Raw genomic sequence first — 16,369 nt, 5'->3', positions numbered from 1 at the left:
ACGCTAGGACAGGCGCTCAACAACAGGACAGGCGCTCAACAACAGCGTTGGCGCTCGACGCGAAAGCGGCGCTCGATCGCAACCAATCGGCCTCAGCCGCTCCCCTCGGCCGTTTTGACACGGCTGTAGATGAGGATGAGAATGATTCCCATGACGTTTTCTTTCCGGTCCACCGCCGTCGCCCTGACCGCCGCGGTCTCGCTGACAGCGCTGGCGGCCTGCTCCAGCCCGGCCGCCACGCCGTCGGGGACCACGACTCCCGCCGAAGCCTCGTCCGGTCAGGCCGCACCGCTCGTAGTCGCGGTCGCGTTCTACCCCTTCCAGTTCGTCGCCGAGCGGGTGGGCGGCAACCTGGTGACGGTCGAGAACCTGACCGCCCCGGGCGCCGAGCCGCACGACCTCGAACTCGCCCCGCAGCAGGTGGCGCTGCTGTCCACCGCCGACCTGGTCGTGATCCAGCACGGCTTCCAGCCCGCCGTCGACACCGCCCTCGAACAGGCCACCCCCAAGCACCTGGTCGACACCGCGTCCTTCCTGCAACTCCACCCGGCCGCCGCCGGCGACGAGGAGGAGGACGCCGACCACGAGGAGGGCGAGGACAGCCATGATCACGACCACGGCGCCCTCGACCCGCACACCTGGCTCGACCCGACCAACGTCGCCAGCATCGCCGAGCACGTCCGCGACGCGCTGATCGAGGAACGACCCGATGCCGCCGACACTCTCAAGGCCAACACCCAGAAGCTGCTGGACGACCTCAGCACCCTGGACGGTGAGTTCACGTCCGGCCTGGCCACCTGCAAGGTCAAGACCTTCGTCACCTCACACGCCGCCTTCGGCTACCTCGCCGAGCGCTACGGCCTGGAGCAGGTCGCCATCCGCGGTGTCGAACCGGACGTGGAGCCGTCCGCCGCCCGGATCGCCGAGGTGCAACAGATCGCCAAGGAGCAGGGCATCACCACCATCTTCTTCGAGACCCTGGTCTCCCCGGTGGTGTCGGAGTCGATCGCCGGAGACCTCGGGCTGAAGACCGATGTGCTGGATCCACTGGAGGGCATCACGGCGGAATCCCGCGGAACCGACTACCTTGAGGTGATGCGCTCCAACCTGGCCTCCCTGCGCACTGCCAACCAGTGCGCCTGAACTCAGAGCAGGCACCGGGGCCGGCGGCGATTCGTGCCGCCGGCCTCGGTGTGCTGCTGGGCGGCGTCCCGATCGTCCGCGACGTCGACCTGGAGATCGCCCAGGGCGAGGCGGTCGCCATCCTGGGCAACAACGGGTCCGGCAAGACCACCCTGATGCGGGCGCTGATCGGGCTGATCCCGCACCGCGGCGAGATCGAGCTGTTCGGCACCCGGCTGCAGGACTTCCGCGACTGGAACAAGCTCGGCTATGTGCCGCAGCGCAGCGGCATCCTGGTGCAGCAGGCCACCGCCCGCGAGGTGGTCGCCAGCGGACGGCTGGGCCATCGCCGTGCCTTCTGGCCGGAGACCCCCGCCGACCGACAGGCAATCGCCGCCGCCCTGGAAGCGGTCGACCTCACCGACCGCGCCCGGCACCGGTTCGTCCGGCTTTCCGGCGGGCAGCAGCAGCGGGTGCTGATCGCCCGCGCACTCGCCTCGGGCGCGCAGCTGATGCTCTGGGACGAGCCGCTGGCCGGGGTCGACCACGTCACCCAGAAGCTGCTCGCCGACGTGGCCCGGACGCTGATCGCTGACGGCGTCACCGTCGTGATGGTGCTGCACGAGCTCGGCCCCTTCGCGGAGGTGATCGACCGCGCGATCTTCGTCCAGGACGGACGGGTGCTGCCCCACGTCCCCGATCCCGGCCACCACCACGGCGGCCACGAGATGACCGAACTGGCGGCTACCCGCCCCCGTCCCCACCAGACCGGACTGGAGGCGCTGTGATGGACTGGCTGGCCCTGGAGTTCATGCAGCGGGCGCTGCTGGCCGCCGTCATCACCGGCGTCACCGCCCCCGCGATCGGCACCTACATCGTGCAGCGCCGGCTCAGCCTGCTGGGCGATGGCCTGGGCCACCTGGCGGTGGCCGGGGTGGGCCTGGCGATGCTGACCAATACCGCGCCGCTGCCGCTGGCGATCGCCGTCTGCGTGGTCGGCGCGGTGGCGATCGAACTGCTGCGCGAGTCCGGCCGTGCCCAGGGGGACGTGGGGCTGGCGATCATCTTCTACGGCGGCCTGTCCGGCGGTCTACTGCTGGCGGCGCTGGCCGGCCAGGGGGCGGGTGCGCTGGCAGGCTACCTGTTCGGCTCGCTGCTGACGGTCGGCACCGCCGACCTGTGGGCGATCGCCGTCCTCGGCGCGGTCGTGCTGCTGGTCACCATCGGGCTGATGCCCCAGCTGTTCGCGGTTTCAGCGGACGAACCCTTCGCCCGCTCAATCGGGCTGCCCACCCGCTGGCTGAACATCCTCGTCGTGGCGCTGGCAGCGGTGACCGTCACCGTGTCGATGCGCACCGTCGGGTTGCTGCTGGTCAGCGCGCTGATGGTCGTCCCCGTCTCCACCGCCACCCAGTTGACCACGGGCTTCCGGATCGGGCTGTTCGCCTCGATGGGGATCGGCACCGTCGCGGCTGTCTCCGGTGCGGTCGGCTCCTACTACCTCAACACCGCCCCAGGAGCGCTGATCGTGGTGATCGCGATCGGGATGTTCGCCGCCAGCTGGCCGTTCGCCCGGCTGTTGCAGGGACGCCCGGACCGTCCGGTCGAGGTCGGTTCACCGGACGATGAACCGTTGCCGGAGCAGCCGGCCGAGGACCATCCCCACGTCCACGGCCCCGACTGCGGGCACCCGGCCGTCGAGCACGCCGGCCACGTCGACTACGTCCACGACGGCCACCGGCACGTCCCGCACGGTGACCACTACGACGAGCACTGACCCAGCGACGCCCCTGCCTCAGATCGGTTCCCACGTGAGCCAGGCCGCGACCCCAGCGGCTGGACAGCGGCGGCCGGACCAGGCCGGCCCCATGACTCACGTGGGACGGCTTCGACCTGAGTCAGCCCGCGACCCCAGCCACGGTTCCACCGAGCCGTCCTCGCCACCGGACGGGCCCAGTGGACAGCTCTGCCGGTTCTGAACACCGCTGGACGGCGCCAGCCAAACCGCTGGACATCGCTGCCGGTATTCGACCTCCAGAAGCCGAGCAAAACCAGCAGGGCCGTCCAACGTCCGGCATCCCTCAGTCCGCGCCCGCTGAGAACCAGCAGAACTGTCCAGCACCTCGCCCGCGGCCCGAGATAGAGCCGCTGGGAGAAGCACCTGTGTCTCCGCTCGCCCGCATCGCCTCGCTCAGACCCGGCTCCCCGCTCAGACCCGGCTCCCCGCTCACGGCGAGCCCAGCAGGGTCCCGGCAGGGTCGCGCACGACCGGCAACCCCGCTCCCCACTCACGGCGAGCCCGGGCCCCGGCTGCTGACTCGAACGGGAATCGTCCCAAGGTCGAGTCACCCCCGACTTGCGGAGGGATCCTTCTTGAGTCACCACGGACGGCCTTCCGCACCGCTCACGGCCACGGCGGCTAAGCTGCCGGAAACTCCCCGACACCAGGCGACACCATGCACTCCACCGCTCCGCGCGCGACCAGCTCCACTGCGGGCCCGGCGGCGGGCGGTACCGTCCCGGCGCTGCTGCGGACCGGGGTCATGCTGGCGATCGCCGCCGCCCTGCTCGCGCTGCGGCTGTTCTCCGACCCGGCCTGGTCGGCCTGGCTGCCGGACGCCGGACGCGACTTCGTCACCTTGTCGGTCAGTGTCTTCGTCGAGTCGCTGCCCTTCGTCCTGCTGGGGATCGGGATCTCCATCCTGGTGCAGGTCTGGGTGCCCGACCGGGTCTGGCAGCGGCTGCTGCCCCGCAACCCGGCCGGACGGCGGCTGCTGCTGTCGGTGCTGGGCGTCTTCCTCCCGGTCTGCGAGTGTGGCAACGTCCCGCTCGCCCGCGGGCTGATGATGCGCGGCCTGGGCGTGGGTGACGCGCTCACCTTCCTGCTCGCCGCGCCGGTGCTCAACCCGGTGACGATCATCACCACCTACCAGGCTTTCGGCTTCTCCGACGGCATCCTGCTCGCCCGGATCGGTGGCGCCTTCCTGATCGCCAACCTGGCCGGCTGGCTGTTCTCCCGGCACCCCGATCCGTCAGCCCTGCTCACCCCGGAGTTCGAGGCCCGCTGCCATGCCCACGATGCCCCGGGTGCGCAGTCCCGGGCGGTTCGCAGCGCCCGCTCGTTCGCCGAGGAGACCACCACCATGCTGCCCGCCCTGGTGGCCGGTTCGGTGCTCGCCGGCGCGATCCAGGTCGGGGTGCCGCGGGCGATTCTGGTGGACCTGGGCAGCAACCCGGTGCTGTCGGTGCTGGTGCTGATGCTGCTGGCCTTCGTCGTGGCAGTTTGCTCGAACGTCGACGCCTTCTTCATCCTGTCCTTCTCGGCCACGTTCATGCCGGGCGGGGTGGTCGCCTTCCTGATCTTCGGCGCCATGATCGACATCAAGATGCTCGCCCTGCTGCGCACCACCTTCACCACCCGCGCGCTCGGCCTGATCGCCACCCTGGTGGCACTGTGCGTGATCGTGATCGGAATGGGGTTGAACCTTGTCAGCTGAACACTCAAGCCACGGGGACGGTCCCACGGGCCCAGCGGGCCGGACCGGCCGCGGAGCTGTGGGACACGGCGACGGATCTGCTGTCTCAGCCAGCCATATCCGAGCCGGCAAGGCGGGCCACCGCAACCGTGCCTCCGTCCCCGACCACCAGAACCGTCCCGGTCTCCCCCGGCCGCCGGCAGGGCTGCTGCTCACCCTGATCGGGGTCGTCGCGATCGGCTGGCTGGCCGCCACCGGACAGTTGGGGCTCTACATCCATCCCCGCTACTTCACCTTCACCACGGTGATGGCCGGTCTCGGGCTGATGGCCGCGCTGGTCGCCTGGCCGCTGCTGGCCGGACGGGAACACGTCCACGACGACCACGACCACGGACCGCCGCCGTCCGGGCTGCGCCGGGTGCTGCGGATCGGTGGCCTCGGGCTGGCCGGGCTCGCCCTGGTGCTCGGCCTGCTGGTGCTGCCGCCGGCCACCCTGACCAGTTCGACCGTCGAGCAGCGCGACCTCAACGCCGGCGTGGACGACAGCACCGTCACGCTGGTCGGGGCCGACCCGTCCGGGTTCACCCTGCGGGACTGGGCGGCCGTGCTGTCCAACTCGTCCACCGCCTTGTCCTACGCCGGCCACCAGGCCAGCCTGACCGGCTTCGTCAGCGCCTCCCCGGACGGCGACCCCGACATCTTCTACCTCACCCGGTTCGTCGTCACCTGCTGCACGGTGGACGCCCAGCCGGTCGGCGTCCCGGTGGCGGTCGCCGGCTGGGCCGACAGCTACCCGGTGGACGGCTGGCTGCAGGTCGAGGGCACGTTCGTCGCCTCCTCCGCCCAGGACGCGGCCGCCCCGGTCGTGCTCAAACCCACCGCCGTCCAGCCTGTCGACGCCCCGGACCAGCCCTATGACTACTGACTCCTCCGCCGGTCGAGACCGGCGGGGTCAGCAGCCCGCCGCCGGCCAACCCCGCCGAGCCCAACTGCCCGATGCTGGTCAAACCCGTCCAGACCAGCACCCGGCGGTCGTCCCGACCCGGCGGTTCTGGCTGCTCGCCCTCACCGTCTGCCTCGCCCTCGCCCTGACCGCCGGTGGTCTGACCGTGGCCAACGCCACCCGCGGTCCCGAACTCACCGACGCCACCGTCGCCGCCGACCGTGCGGTGGTCACCGGCGGTGAGCGGCTGGTGCTGCGCGGCCGGCAGCCGCTGGACGAGGTGGACGCGGCGCAGGTCGAGATCACCCCGTCCGCCCCGTTCACCGTGGAGACCAAGGACGCCGAGGTGGTGATCAGGTTCTCCCGTCCGCTGGCCTACGCCACCGCCTACACCGTCCGGGTCGGCGAGGTCCGCAGCCGCCACACCGGGGTCGCCTCGGACTGGACGTACTCCTTCACCACCCCCGGCTACAGCCTCTACTCCCTGGTCGGGCTGGGGCCGTGGGGCTACGGCGAGGCGGACCAGGTGATCCGCACCGACCCCGCCACCGGCCAGCCCACGCCCGTGCTGACCGGCACCGGCATCGAGTCGTTCACCGTCGTGGCGGGGGTCACGGTCGCACTCAGCCGCGAGCCGGACGCGGTCCACCTGATCGGCTCTGCCCCGTCGGGCAGCGGGCAGTTCGAGTTCTCGGTGCCGGACGGCGTGGACGTCGGCCTGCTGCAGGGCTCGACCGAGCAGCCGCTGATCGGCTACACCCTCACCGGCGAGGACACCGCCAGTGGCCGCAGCTACGACAACGCGCTGTTCCTGCGCGACGTCACCGACCCCGCCCAGCCGGCTCGCGAGATCGGCGGCCAGGGTGGCACCGAGCTGCGGGTGGTCGACTGGGCGTTCATCCCCGGCACCCAGTCGCTGGTGGTTGAGGACGATGCCCAGCAGTTCTACCTGACCAGCACTGCCGAGGGCGCCAGCCTGGTACCACTGGGCAACCACGACCAGTTGATCGGCTTCCTGCCCGGGAGCACCAGCCTGGTGGTGCTGGACAAGTCCGAGGAGATGATCCTCGACCTGGTCACCGGAACGTCCACCCCGCTACCCCAGGCCACCGATGACCCCGCCGACGAGTACAGCGGCAAGCGCACGATGATCACCCCGAGCGAATGGATACAGCAGGTGGACGACCTGACCGAGACCGCGGACGAGGTGACCGTCACCTCGCGGATCACCCACACCCGCGACGGTGTCACCACCGACGTGACCAGCATCGGCGCCAAGCTCGGGCGCCTGCTCGACACCGGTGTCTCGGCCAACGGCCAGTACGCCTGGGCTGAGGTGCTCGACCCGGGAGCCCCGGCCGACGACCTCACCTCCGGCGCCACCGACAAGCTGTCCACCTTCCTGTTCGACCTCACCACCGGTCACCCGGTGGCCGTCGTCCCGGGCGGACGGGTGCTCTGGGTCAGCCGGTAGGAAGCCGAGCCGACGTCAAGGCCGATGGTCCTCGAACTCCCAGTGCCCGAGCCGGGCAAGCTTCTCGGCGACCTGGCCGTCGGTGCGGATCCGCTCAGCCAGCACAGCCGAGTGCCGCCTCAACGGCACGCAAGGCGGGTATCTCGCTTTTATGCGAGATCTGCGGGACTGTCAGCGACCCTGGGCCGGCAGTCGATCATCTCCTCAGATGTACGATCCGGACACCCCGAAAGTGCTGTTTACGGCAAGCCCAGATTGCTGTTCTCAACGAACCGACCCTCTTCTTCCCGCCAAAGGACGAGTCGCTGGCTACGTCCGCCGACGGTTCTTCATCGCGCCCGCCAGTCCGGACGTCCCGTCCGCTCCGCAAGCTGAGCGTGCACCGCCTGATCGGAGAAGGCAAGACGACGGTGCGGATCGCCAGGGAGGTCCATCTGGTGCCTTCCACCGTCAAATACCACATCACCCGGATGCAGGAGAAGCTCGGCGCCGTCAAGCGAGTCACGCTCGCCATCCGCGCCCACGAGTTGGGCATCTACCGGGAACCAGAGCGGCCAGATCGCTGACCTGACTCCATCAGGCCCCGGTCGCCGACAATCTGTCCACCTTTTTGTTCGACCTCACCACCGGCCACCCGGTGGCCGTCGCCCCGGGAGGACGAGTGCTCTGGGTCAGCGCATAGAACGCCAACCGCCCACCGTGCCCGTCGAGACCTCCACCAGCCGCTTCGTGGCGGGGAACGCTCCAAGCACAGCCACCGCTGGTCCACCCCGGCCGATCCGCAGGGAAGCCGGTTCTACATCTCCCCCATCGGCTGGCCCGGACGCTATTTCGCGAGCCTAACGTCACGTAAATCCCCTTGTCATCCGGTCAAAGTGGGCCGGGAAGGCGGGTAGGGTTGCCTAAGCAATGCTGCTGAGCAAGAGGTAACCATGGCCCGAGACATCACCCAGCTTCCGAACCTTGCCGCCGAGGGCGGGAGGGTGGCGCCCGTCCGGTCGCGGATGCCGGTCTACGTCGACCTGCTGCCGCCCTGCAACAACGGCTGCCCCGCCGGGGAGAACATCCAGGAGTGGCTGCGGCTGGTCAAGGCCGGCCAGGACGAGGGCGCCTGGCGCGAGCTGGTGAAGAACAACCCCTTCCCCGCGATCCATGGCCGGGTCTGCTACCACCCCTGCGAGACCGCCTGCAACCGGGTCGAACTGGACGGGGCGGTGTCGATCCACTCCGTGGAGCGCTACCTCGGCGACCTGGCGATCGAGCGCGGCTGGAGCTTCAGCAAGCCCCGGTTCTCCTCCGGGCGCCGGGTGCTTGTGGTGGGCGCCGGCCCGTCCGGGCTGTCGGCCGCCTACCACCTGGCCCGGATGGGCCACGAGGTCGAGATTCGCGACGCCTCCCCGCTGCCCGGCGGCATGATGCGCTACGGCATCCCCGAGTACCGGCTGCCGCGCCGCGTGCTGGACGCCGAGGTGCAGCGGCTGGTCGACCTGGGCGTCCGGATCGTCACCGACTACACCGTCAAGGATCTGCTGGCCGACCAGGCCGAGGGCGGCTTCGACGCGGTCTTCGTGGCGATCGGCGCGCACCTGTCCCGCCGGGTCGACATCCCCAACCGGGACGCCTCCCGGATCGTGGACGCGGTCAGCTTCCTGCGCGACGTCGCCTCCGGCGAACGCCCGGTGATCGGACGCAAGGTGGCCGTCTACGGCGGCGGCAACACCGCCATGGATGCCGCCCGGGTGGCCCGCCGGCTGGGCGCCGAGGAGTCGATCATCGTCTACCGCCGCACCCCGGAGCAGATGCCCGCCCACTCCGAGGAACGCGAGTCCGCCGAGCGCGAGGGCGTCACCATGAACTGGCTGCGCACCATCTCCAGCGTGGACGCCGGCGACCTCACCGTCGAGATCATGGAACTCGACGAGAACGGCAAGGCGGTCGGCACCGGCCGGTTCGAGAAACTGGAGGCCGACACCGTGATCCTGGCGCTGGGCCAGGAGACCGATTCCTCCTTCCTGCGCCGGATCCCCGGCATGCAGTTCGACCACGACGTGGTGAAGGTCGACCCGCGCACCCTGATGACCGGCGTCCCAGGCGTCTTCGCCGGCGGCGACGCCGTCCCCAGCGAGCGCACCGTCACGATCGGCGTCGGCCACGGCAAACGGGCCGCCCGGCAGATCGACTCCTGGCTGGCCGGACGGGAGGCGCCCGCGCGTCCCAAGCACACCCTGGCCAGCTTCGACAAACTGCACCTGTGGTACTTCGGCGACACCCGCGCCACCACCCAGCCCGAGCTCGAACCCACCGAACGGATCACCGACTTCGACGAGATCGTCGGCGGCCTGGACGTCGACCAGGCCCACGTCGAAGCCGCCCGCTGTCTGTCCTGCGGCAACTGCTTCGAGTGCGACGGCTGCCTGGGCGCCTGCCCGGAGGATGCGGTGATCAAACTCGGCAAGGGCTTCCGTTACCGCTTTGACTACGACCGATGCACCGGCTGCGCCACCTGCTACGAACAGTGCCCGGTGCACGCCATCGAGATGATCGAGGAGAACGCCCGATGACCCGCACGATCATCGACGGCAACGAGGCCGCCGCGTCCGCCGCCTACCGGCTCAACGAACTGTGCAGCATCTACCCGATCACCCCCAGCTCGACGATGGCCGAACTGGCCGACGAGTGGTCGGCGCAGCGCAAGCCGAACGTCTACGGGATGATCCCGACCGTCGTCGAGATGCAGTCCGAGGGCGGGGCCGCGGGGGCACTGCACGGCGCCCTGCAGGGTGGCGCGCTGTCGACCACCTTCACCGCCTCCCAGGGCCTGCTGCTGATGATCCCCAACATGTACAAGATCGCCGGGGAGCTCACCTCGACGGTCTTCCATGTCGCGGCCCGCTCGCTGGCCGCCCAGGGATTGAGCATCTACGGCGACCACCAGGACGTGATGGCCGTGCGGCAGACCGGCTTCGCGATGCTCTGCTCGGCGTCCCCGCAGGAGGCCCACGACTTCGCCGCGATCGCGCAGTTGGCCACGCTCACGTCGCGGATCCCGTTCGTCCACTTCTTTGACGGCTTCCGCACCTCGCACGAGGTCAACGTTGTCGACCTGCTCAGCGACGACGACCTGCGCACCTTGGTGCCCGAGGATCTGATCCGCGCCCACCGCCGCCGCGCGCTCTCCCCCGAGCACCCCTACATTCGCGGCACCGCGCAGAACCCGGACACCTACTTCCAGTCCCGCGAGACGGTGAATCCGTTCTACGCCGCCGTGCCCGGGCTGGTCAGCGACGCGATGGCGCAGTTCGCCGCGATCACCTCACGGCAGTACAACCTGGTCGACTACCACGGCGACCCCGAGGCCGAGCGGGTGATCGTGGTGATGGGCTCAGGCGCCCAGACCGTCCGGCACACCATCGACCACCTCAACGCCGCCGGCGCGAAGGCCGGCGTGGTGCAGGTGCGGCTCTACCGTCCGTTCCCGGCCGCCGACATCCTGGCCGCCATCCCGGCGACCGCGACCAGGATCGCCGTGTTGGACCGCACCAAGGAGCCCGGCTCCGGCGGCGAGCCGCTCTTCCTCGACCTGACCGCGGCCCTCGGCGAGGCGGTCGCCACCGGCAGCCGCACCATGCCGCTGGTGATCGGCGGCCGCTACGGCCTGTCGTCCAAGGAGTTCACCCCGGGCATGGTGGCCGGCATCCTGGACGAGCTGGCGCTGGCGCGCCCCCGTCCGCGGTTCACCATCGGGATCAACGACGACGTCTCCCACACCTCGCTGCCCTACCACCCCGGCCTGGACATCCAGGGCTCCGACACCCACTCGGCGGTGTTCTACGGCCTCGGCTCGGACGGCACCGTCGGCGCCAACAAGAACACCATCAAGATCATCGGCGAACTGCCCGGCACCTACGCCCAGGGCTACTTCGTCTACGACTCGAAGAAGTCGGGCTCGCGGACGGTGTCGCACTTGCGGTTCGGCCCGCGTCCGATCGAGGCGCCGTACCTGATCAACTCCGCCGGCTTCATCGGCTGCCACCACTGGTCGATCCTGGAGCGGGTGGACGTGCTGGAGTTCGCCCGTCCCGGCACCGTCCTGTTGATCAACACCCCGTATCCGCCTGAGGAGGTCTTCGCCCGGCTGCCCGAGCCGATGCAGGCCAGGATCATCGAGCTCGGCATCGAGCTGTGGGCGATCGACGCCAACCTGGTCGCCCGCAAGGCCGGGATGGGACGGCGGACGAACACCGTGCTGCAGACCTGCTTCTTCGCGATCTCGCGGGTGATGCCGCGCGAAGAGGCGATCGCCGAGGTGAAGCGGACGATCCGCAAGACCTACCTGCGCAAGGGCGAGGACGTGGTGGCGAAGAACAATGCCGCCGTCGACGCCTCGATCGCCGACCTGCACCGGATCGAGGTACCGGCCGCCCCGCTCAGCGACATCCCGATGATCCCGCCGGTGCCCGACACCGCGCCGGAGTTCGTCCGGTCGGTGACCGCGTCCATGCTGCTCGGTACCGGCGACCAGCTGCCGGTGTCGGCGCTGCCGGTGGACGGCACCTTCCCGTCCGGCACCACCAGGTACGAGAAGCGGAACATCTCCGACATCATCGCCGAGTGGGACCCGGAGGCCTGCATCCAGTGCGGCAACTGCGCCTTCGTCTGCCCGCACGCCGTGCTGCGCGCGAAGTACTACACCGAGTCGGCGCTGGAGGGGGCTCCGGACGGCTTCGCCTCTGCGCCGCTGAACGCGGCCGGCTTCCCGGGCTCGCGCTACACCCTGCAGGTGTACGCCGAGGACTGCACCGGCTGCGGGCTGTGCGTCGAGGCCTGCCCGGTGAAGGCCGGCGGCACCCGCAAGGCGATCAACCTGGCGCCCGTCCTGGAGCGGACGAAGGAGAAGGAGAACGTCGCCTTCTTCGAGACGATTCCGGTCAACCGGCGCTCCCGGGTGGACTTCGCCAACGTCCGCGGCACCCAGTTCCTGGAGCCGCTGTTCGAGTTCTCCGGAGCCTGCTCGGGATGTGGCGAGACGCCCTACCTGAAGCTGCTCACCCAGCTGTTCGGCGGCCGGGCGACGGTGGCGAACGCGACCGGGTGCTCGTCCATCTACGGCGGCAACCTGCCGACCACGCCCTGGTCGTCCAACAAGTACGGACGGGGTCCCGCCTGGTCGAACTCGCTGTTCGAGGACAATGCCGAGTTCGGGCTGGGGCTGCGGCTGGCAGCCGACCTGCACACCGAGACCGCCCGGCGGCGGCTGGAGGAGTTGCGTCCCGAACTGGGCGGCGAGGTGGTTGACACGATCCTGAACGCCCCGCAGCAGTACGAGTCGGAGTTGTCCCAGCAGCGGGCCAGGGTGGACGCGCTGAAGGCGTTGCTGGACACGATGAGCGGACCGAAGGTGGAGGACCTGCGCTCGGTGGCCGACCACCTGCTGCGCCGCTCGGTGTGGATCGTCGGCGGTGACGGCTGGGCCTACGACATCGGTTCGGCCGGGCTCGACCACGTGCTGGCGTCCGGGCGGAACGTGAACGTGCTGGTGATGGACACCGAGGTGTACTCCAACACCGGCGGGCAGGCGTCCAAGTCGACCCCGCTGGGCGCGGTGGCGAAGTTCGCCGCCGGCGGCAAGGTGACCGGCAAGAAGGATGTCGCCATGCAGGCGGTCTCCTACGGCAATGTCTACGTCGCCCGGGTGGCGATGGGCGCCGACCCGCAGCAGACCCTGAAGGCGTTCCGCGAGGCGGAGGCCTACGACGGACCGTCGCTGATCCTGGCGTACAGCCACTGCATCGCGCACGGCATCGACATGCGCAAGGGACTCGACCAGCAGTACCGCGCAGTGGCGTCGGGGCACTGGCCGCTGATGCGGTACAACCCGGTGCTGCGGATGTCCGGGCGCAACCCCTTCCTGCTGGACTCCCCCCGTCCGCGGATCCCGCTGAAGGAGTACCACGAGAAGGAACTGCGGTTCCGGATGCTGATGAATGCCGACCCCGAGGCGGCCGAGCGGTTCCTGGAGTTCGGCCAGGACGCCGTCAACCGTCGCTGGGCGGAGTACGAGGAGATGGCGACCCGCGGTGCCGAGCGCTTCGCCGCCGACGCCCGGGCCGACCGGTGATTCCCCCTCTCGCCGCCTGGGCCGGGGGACGGTTCCCTGGCTCACGTCCCCGTGTGGGCCAGGGGACGGTTCCCTGGCTCGCTCCCCAGGCCAACTCCGGCCTACCCGGGCCCGAGGACCGTTCCCCGACTCCACTCCCCAAGCCAGCTCCGTCCCCGGGCCGGGGGACGGTTCATTGGCCCGGGCGACTGGGAACCCGATCCCACTCCAGCCACCCGCGCCAGGGAACCGCGCCCCTGGTCGGTTGCCGCCCGCTCCGCCCGGGCCGGGGACCCGTCCCCTGGCCCACATCCCCGGGCCGGGGAACCGTCCCCCGGCCCGTTGATCCACTGTCCCGCCGCCCCGTCCTGCTGACCACTTTCCACACCTTGTGAGGCGCACGATGAACCTTCAGACCAACTACCTCGGCCTTCCCCTGCGGAACCCGCTGGTGGCCTCGGCCGGCCCGCTCTCGCAGACCGTGGACCAGGTGAAGGGCCTGGCCGACGGCGGCGTCGGGGCAGTGGTGCTCTACTCGCTGTTCGAGGAGCAGGTCCGCGCCCAGCTCGAGCAGGCCGAACGCGACGTCCTGCTGGAGGAGGAGCATGCCGACATGTTCCCCGAGGCGACCTCATACTTCCCGTCGATGTCCTCCGAGCCGGTCGAGACGGTGGCGGCGAAGTACCTCACGCTGGTCGAGCGGGCGTCCGCGGCGATCGAGGTACCGCTGATCGCCTCGCTGAACGGCTCTTCGCTCGGCTCGTGGGTGGAGTTCGCCCGGCAGCTCCAGGAGGCCGGCGCGGCGGCGCTGGAGTTGAACATCTACTTCGTCCCGGGCGACACCAGCCTGGCCGGGCCGGACGTCGAGCAGCGGCATCTGGACATCGTCGCGGCGGTGAAGCAGAATGTCTCGATCCCGGTGGCGGTGAAGCTGGCGCCGTACTTCTCCTCCTTCGGCAGCTTCGCGCTGCGGCTGGTCGAGACCGGTGCGGACGGCCTGGTGCTGTTCAACCGCTTTCTGCAACCGGACGTGGACATCGAGCGGCTCGAAGTCGTGCCCGGCGTCGAGCTGTCAACCCCGTCCGAAGCGCGGCTGCCGCGCACCTGGATCGCCGCCCTGCGCCACCAGGTGCCGGTCTCCCTCGCCGCGACCTCGGGGGTGGAGACCGCCGACGACGTCGTGGCCTACCTGCTGGCCGGCGCGGACGTGGTGATGACCACCTCGGCACTGGTCCGGCACGGCCGTGACTACGCCCGCGTCCTGCTGGACGGGCTGGATACCTGGCTGACCCGCAAGGGCTTCGACTCGGTGGGCGCCGCCCGCGGGCTGCTCGCCGTCCCGGCCGGCGCCGACGCCAGCGGCTACCAGCGCGCCGGCTACGTCACCGCTCTGGAGAAGGCCAAGTCCCGCTACGGCTCGCTGGTGGGCTGACAGGTCGAGCCGGAACCCGGCCCGCACCAGCCTGCACTGAGAGCGGTCGCCAGAATCCGGGGCACTGCGGCCACCGGAGTGCACAGAGCACTCGGCTGCCCGACATCACCCGGATACTGACAGCCCCACCACTCCGCCCGCCGACCCGCTCGGCCAGTCAAGCCCGCGAGGTTCTGTTGCCCGTCGAGGTGCCGGGCACGAGCGCCCGTTCTGCCGCAGCAGTCTCGGCCGCTAATGTGGGAAGGCGTTCAGAGCAGGAGGCGACCATCATCGACGACCCAGCGCAACCGGCCACGGCCACCAGTGGGGACACAACCGCCCGGCCCGAGCGGGTCCTCACCATCGCGGAGTTCACCGACAACTACGGCCCCGCGCACTCCGGGCTGCTCTACGCCCTGCACTTCCTGGAGGAGCAGGTGCTCAAGGCCGGCCACCGGCTGCTGCTGGTGGCTCCGGTCGCGGACGGGCCCAATCCCTTCGCCGGCTACCCGCGGCGCCGCGAGATCCGGCTGCCCTCGGTGCAACTGCCGGGCACCGGGATGCGGATCTCGATGGGACAGGACTTCGACTACCGGCTGGCCCAGCTGGTCGCCAACCCGCCGGACGTGATCCACGTCCATGGCCTGGGCGCAGTCGGACTGCTCGGGATGTGGGTCGCCCAGCGCACCGGCAAGCCGCTCGTGGTCACCTGGCACACCGACTTCGAGGCCTACGCCGACCACTACTGGCACCTGGTGCCGTTCCTCACCGCCGCCTACCGGGTCTACACGATGCACCTGGAAGGCAGCACCTGGAACGAGCTGAAGAAGCTGGCGGCGAAGCGGCCCCGGCGCGGCGGCGCGCAGGTCGAGCTGCTCCAGGTCTGCGCGAACATGCTCGCCGACGCTGAGCTGGTGACCACCCCCTCGTCCAAGACCGCCAAGCGGGTGCTGGAGCTGGCGCCGAACGCCCGGGTGCGGGTGGTGCCGAACGGTACCGACCCGCTGCCGGTGGGCGCCACCGTCCCGCGAGCCCGGGGGCCGCGGTTGCTGTACGTCGGACGGATCTCGCCCGAGAAGGGCATCGAACTGTTGCTGGACGCGTTCGCGCTGGTTCGCGATGCCGTCCCCGACGCCGAACTGATGATCGTCGGACAGTGGGAGAGCACCCCCCTGGGGCTACGGCACAAACTCGGCAAGGCCGCCCGGTTCGGCGGGGTGAAGCTGGTCGGCGAGGTGGCGCACGACCGGCTCGGCTCCTACTACGCCAGCGCGGACGTCTTCATCTTCCCGTCGCTGACCGACACCCAGGCACTGGTGCTGCACGAGGCCGCGCACGCCGGGTTGCCGATCGTCCTGGTCGACCATGAGCTGCGGCTGGTGGTCGATCCGGGCGTCAACGCCGAACTCGGACGGCCCAACCCGGTCTCCTTCGCCGCTGCGACGATCCGGATGCTCGATGAACTGAAGGACCCGTCCTTCGCCGAGGCCGCTGCCGCCCGCAGCCGGGAGCTGGCCGCGCAGTGGTCAGTGGCCGCCCAGTCGCGGGAGTTCGTCGACATCTACGAGGCGGTGGCCGACGGACGCCCGGTCCCGCTCACCGAGGGACTGCAGCCCGACTACGGACGCCGGATTTTCCCCCGCCGCAAGGTCACCGCCACGCTGGAGGCCCCGCCGTCCGAGGTCGGCTAGAACCACCGCGGACGCCACCCCGTGCCGATGCGCCGCCCGGCCCGCCACCCTGCCGGGCCCGCTCCACTCCGGCCCGCCGCCCCACCCGGCCGCACCACCGTGGCTCTGCGGCGCGGCCACATTGCGCGCGCTCCCTGACATTGCGCGTGTTCGGT

11 protein-coding genes are annotated in these 16,369 nt (G+C 70.3%); all 11 read left to right on the top strand.

The features are described 5' to 3' along the window. Window positions 1-150: 150 nt before the first annotated feature. The 11 genes from VB080_RS03130 to VB080_RS03080 all read left to right on the top strand — a co-directional run bounded on the left by VB080_RS03130 (window position 151) and on the right by VB080_RS03080 (window position 16,214). Complete coding sequence (locus VB080_RS03130; protein ID WP_323416963.1) at window positions 151-1,143, top strand: metal ABC transporter substrate-binding protein; 993 nt, start codon at window positions 151-153, stop codon at window positions 1,141-1,143. Next, a complete protein-coding gene (locus VB080_RS03125; protein WP_323416962.1) occupies window positions 1,134-1,910 on the top strand; it encodes a metal ABC transporter ATP-binding protein in 777 nt (258 codons plus the stop codon). The genes VB080_RS03130 and VB080_RS03125 overlap by 10 nt, the downstream gene beginning before the upstream one ends. Next, the gene (locus VB080_RS03120; RefSeq protein ID WP_323416961.1) at window positions 1,910-2,899 is read left to right on the top strand and encodes a metal ABC transporter permease; all 990 of its coding nucleotides are present in this window, start codon (window positions 1,910-1,912) and stop codon (window positions 2,897-2,899) included. The genes VB080_RS03125 and VB080_RS03120 overlap by 1 nt, the downstream gene beginning before the upstream one ends. Before the next feature lie 679 nt (window positions 2,900-3,578). Continuing rightward, window positions 3,579-4,619 carry a permease gene (locus tag VB080_RS03115; protein ID WP_323416960.1) on the top strand — a complete coding sequence of 347 codons (1,041 nt, stop codon included), beginning with the start codon at window positions 3,579-3,581 and terminating at the stop codon, window positions 4,617-4,619. Between the two features lie 58 nt (window positions 4,620-4,677). Next, a complete protein-coding gene (locus VB080_RS03110; RefSeq protein ID WP_323416959.1) occupies window positions 4,678-5,523 on the top strand; it encodes a TIGR03943 family putative permease subunit in 846 nt (281 codons plus the stop codon). Further along, window positions 5,513-7,015 carry a hypothetical protein gene (locus tag VB080_RS03105; protein WP_323416958.1) on the top strand — a complete coding sequence of 501 codons (1,503 nt, stop codon included), beginning with the start codon at window positions 5,513-5,515 and terminating at the stop codon, window positions 7,013-7,015. The genes VB080_RS03110 and VB080_RS03105 overlap by 11 nt, the downstream gene beginning before the upstream one ends. A gap of 377 nt (window positions 7,016-7,392) precedes the next feature. Then, a complete protein-coding gene (locus tag VB080_RS03100; protein ID WP_323416957.1) occupies window positions 7,393-7,581 on the top strand; it encodes a LuxR C-terminal-related transcriptional regulator in 189 nt (62 codons plus the stop codon). A gap of 366 nt (window positions 7,582-7,947) precedes the next feature. Beyond that, a complete protein-coding gene (locus VB080_RS03095) occupies window positions 7,948-9,576 on the top strand; it encodes an NAD(P)-binding protein (protein ID WP_323416956.1) in 1,629 nt (542 codons plus the stop codon). Continuing rightward, window positions 9,573-13,133, top strand: coding sequence for a pyruvate:ferredoxin (flavodoxin) oxidoreductase (gene nifJ, locus VB080_RS03090; RefSeq protein WP_323416955.1), 3,561 nt, complete (start codon window positions 9,573-9,575; stop codon window positions 13,131-13,133). Before VB080_RS03095 ends, nifJ begins: the two co-directional genes overlap by 4 nt. A gap of 382 nt (window positions 13,134-13,515) precedes the next feature. Continuing rightward, a complete protein-coding gene (locus tag VB080_RS03085; RefSeq protein WP_323416954.1) occupies window positions 13,516-14,544 on the top strand; it encodes a dihydroorotate dehydrogenase-like protein in 1,029 nt (342 codons plus the stop codon). A gap of 236 nt (window positions 14,545-14,780) precedes the next feature. Next, window positions 14,781-16,214 (top strand): glycosyltransferase, encoded by a 1,434-nt coding sequence (locus VB080_RS03080; RefSeq protein ID WP_323416953.1) that lies wholly within the window; start codon window positions 14,781-14,783, stop codon window positions 16,212-16,214. Window positions 16,215-16,369 lie beyond the last annotated feature (155 nt).

Source organism: Propionicimonas sp., assembly GCF_034927565.1.
In the GTDB taxonomy this organism is placed as follows: Bacteria; Actinomycetota; Actinomycetes; order Propionibacteriales; family Propionibacteriaceae; genus Propionicimonas.
The sequence above is the reverse complement of the archived record's forward strand: the minus strand, read 5'-3'. Positions and strand labels throughout refer to the sequence as shown.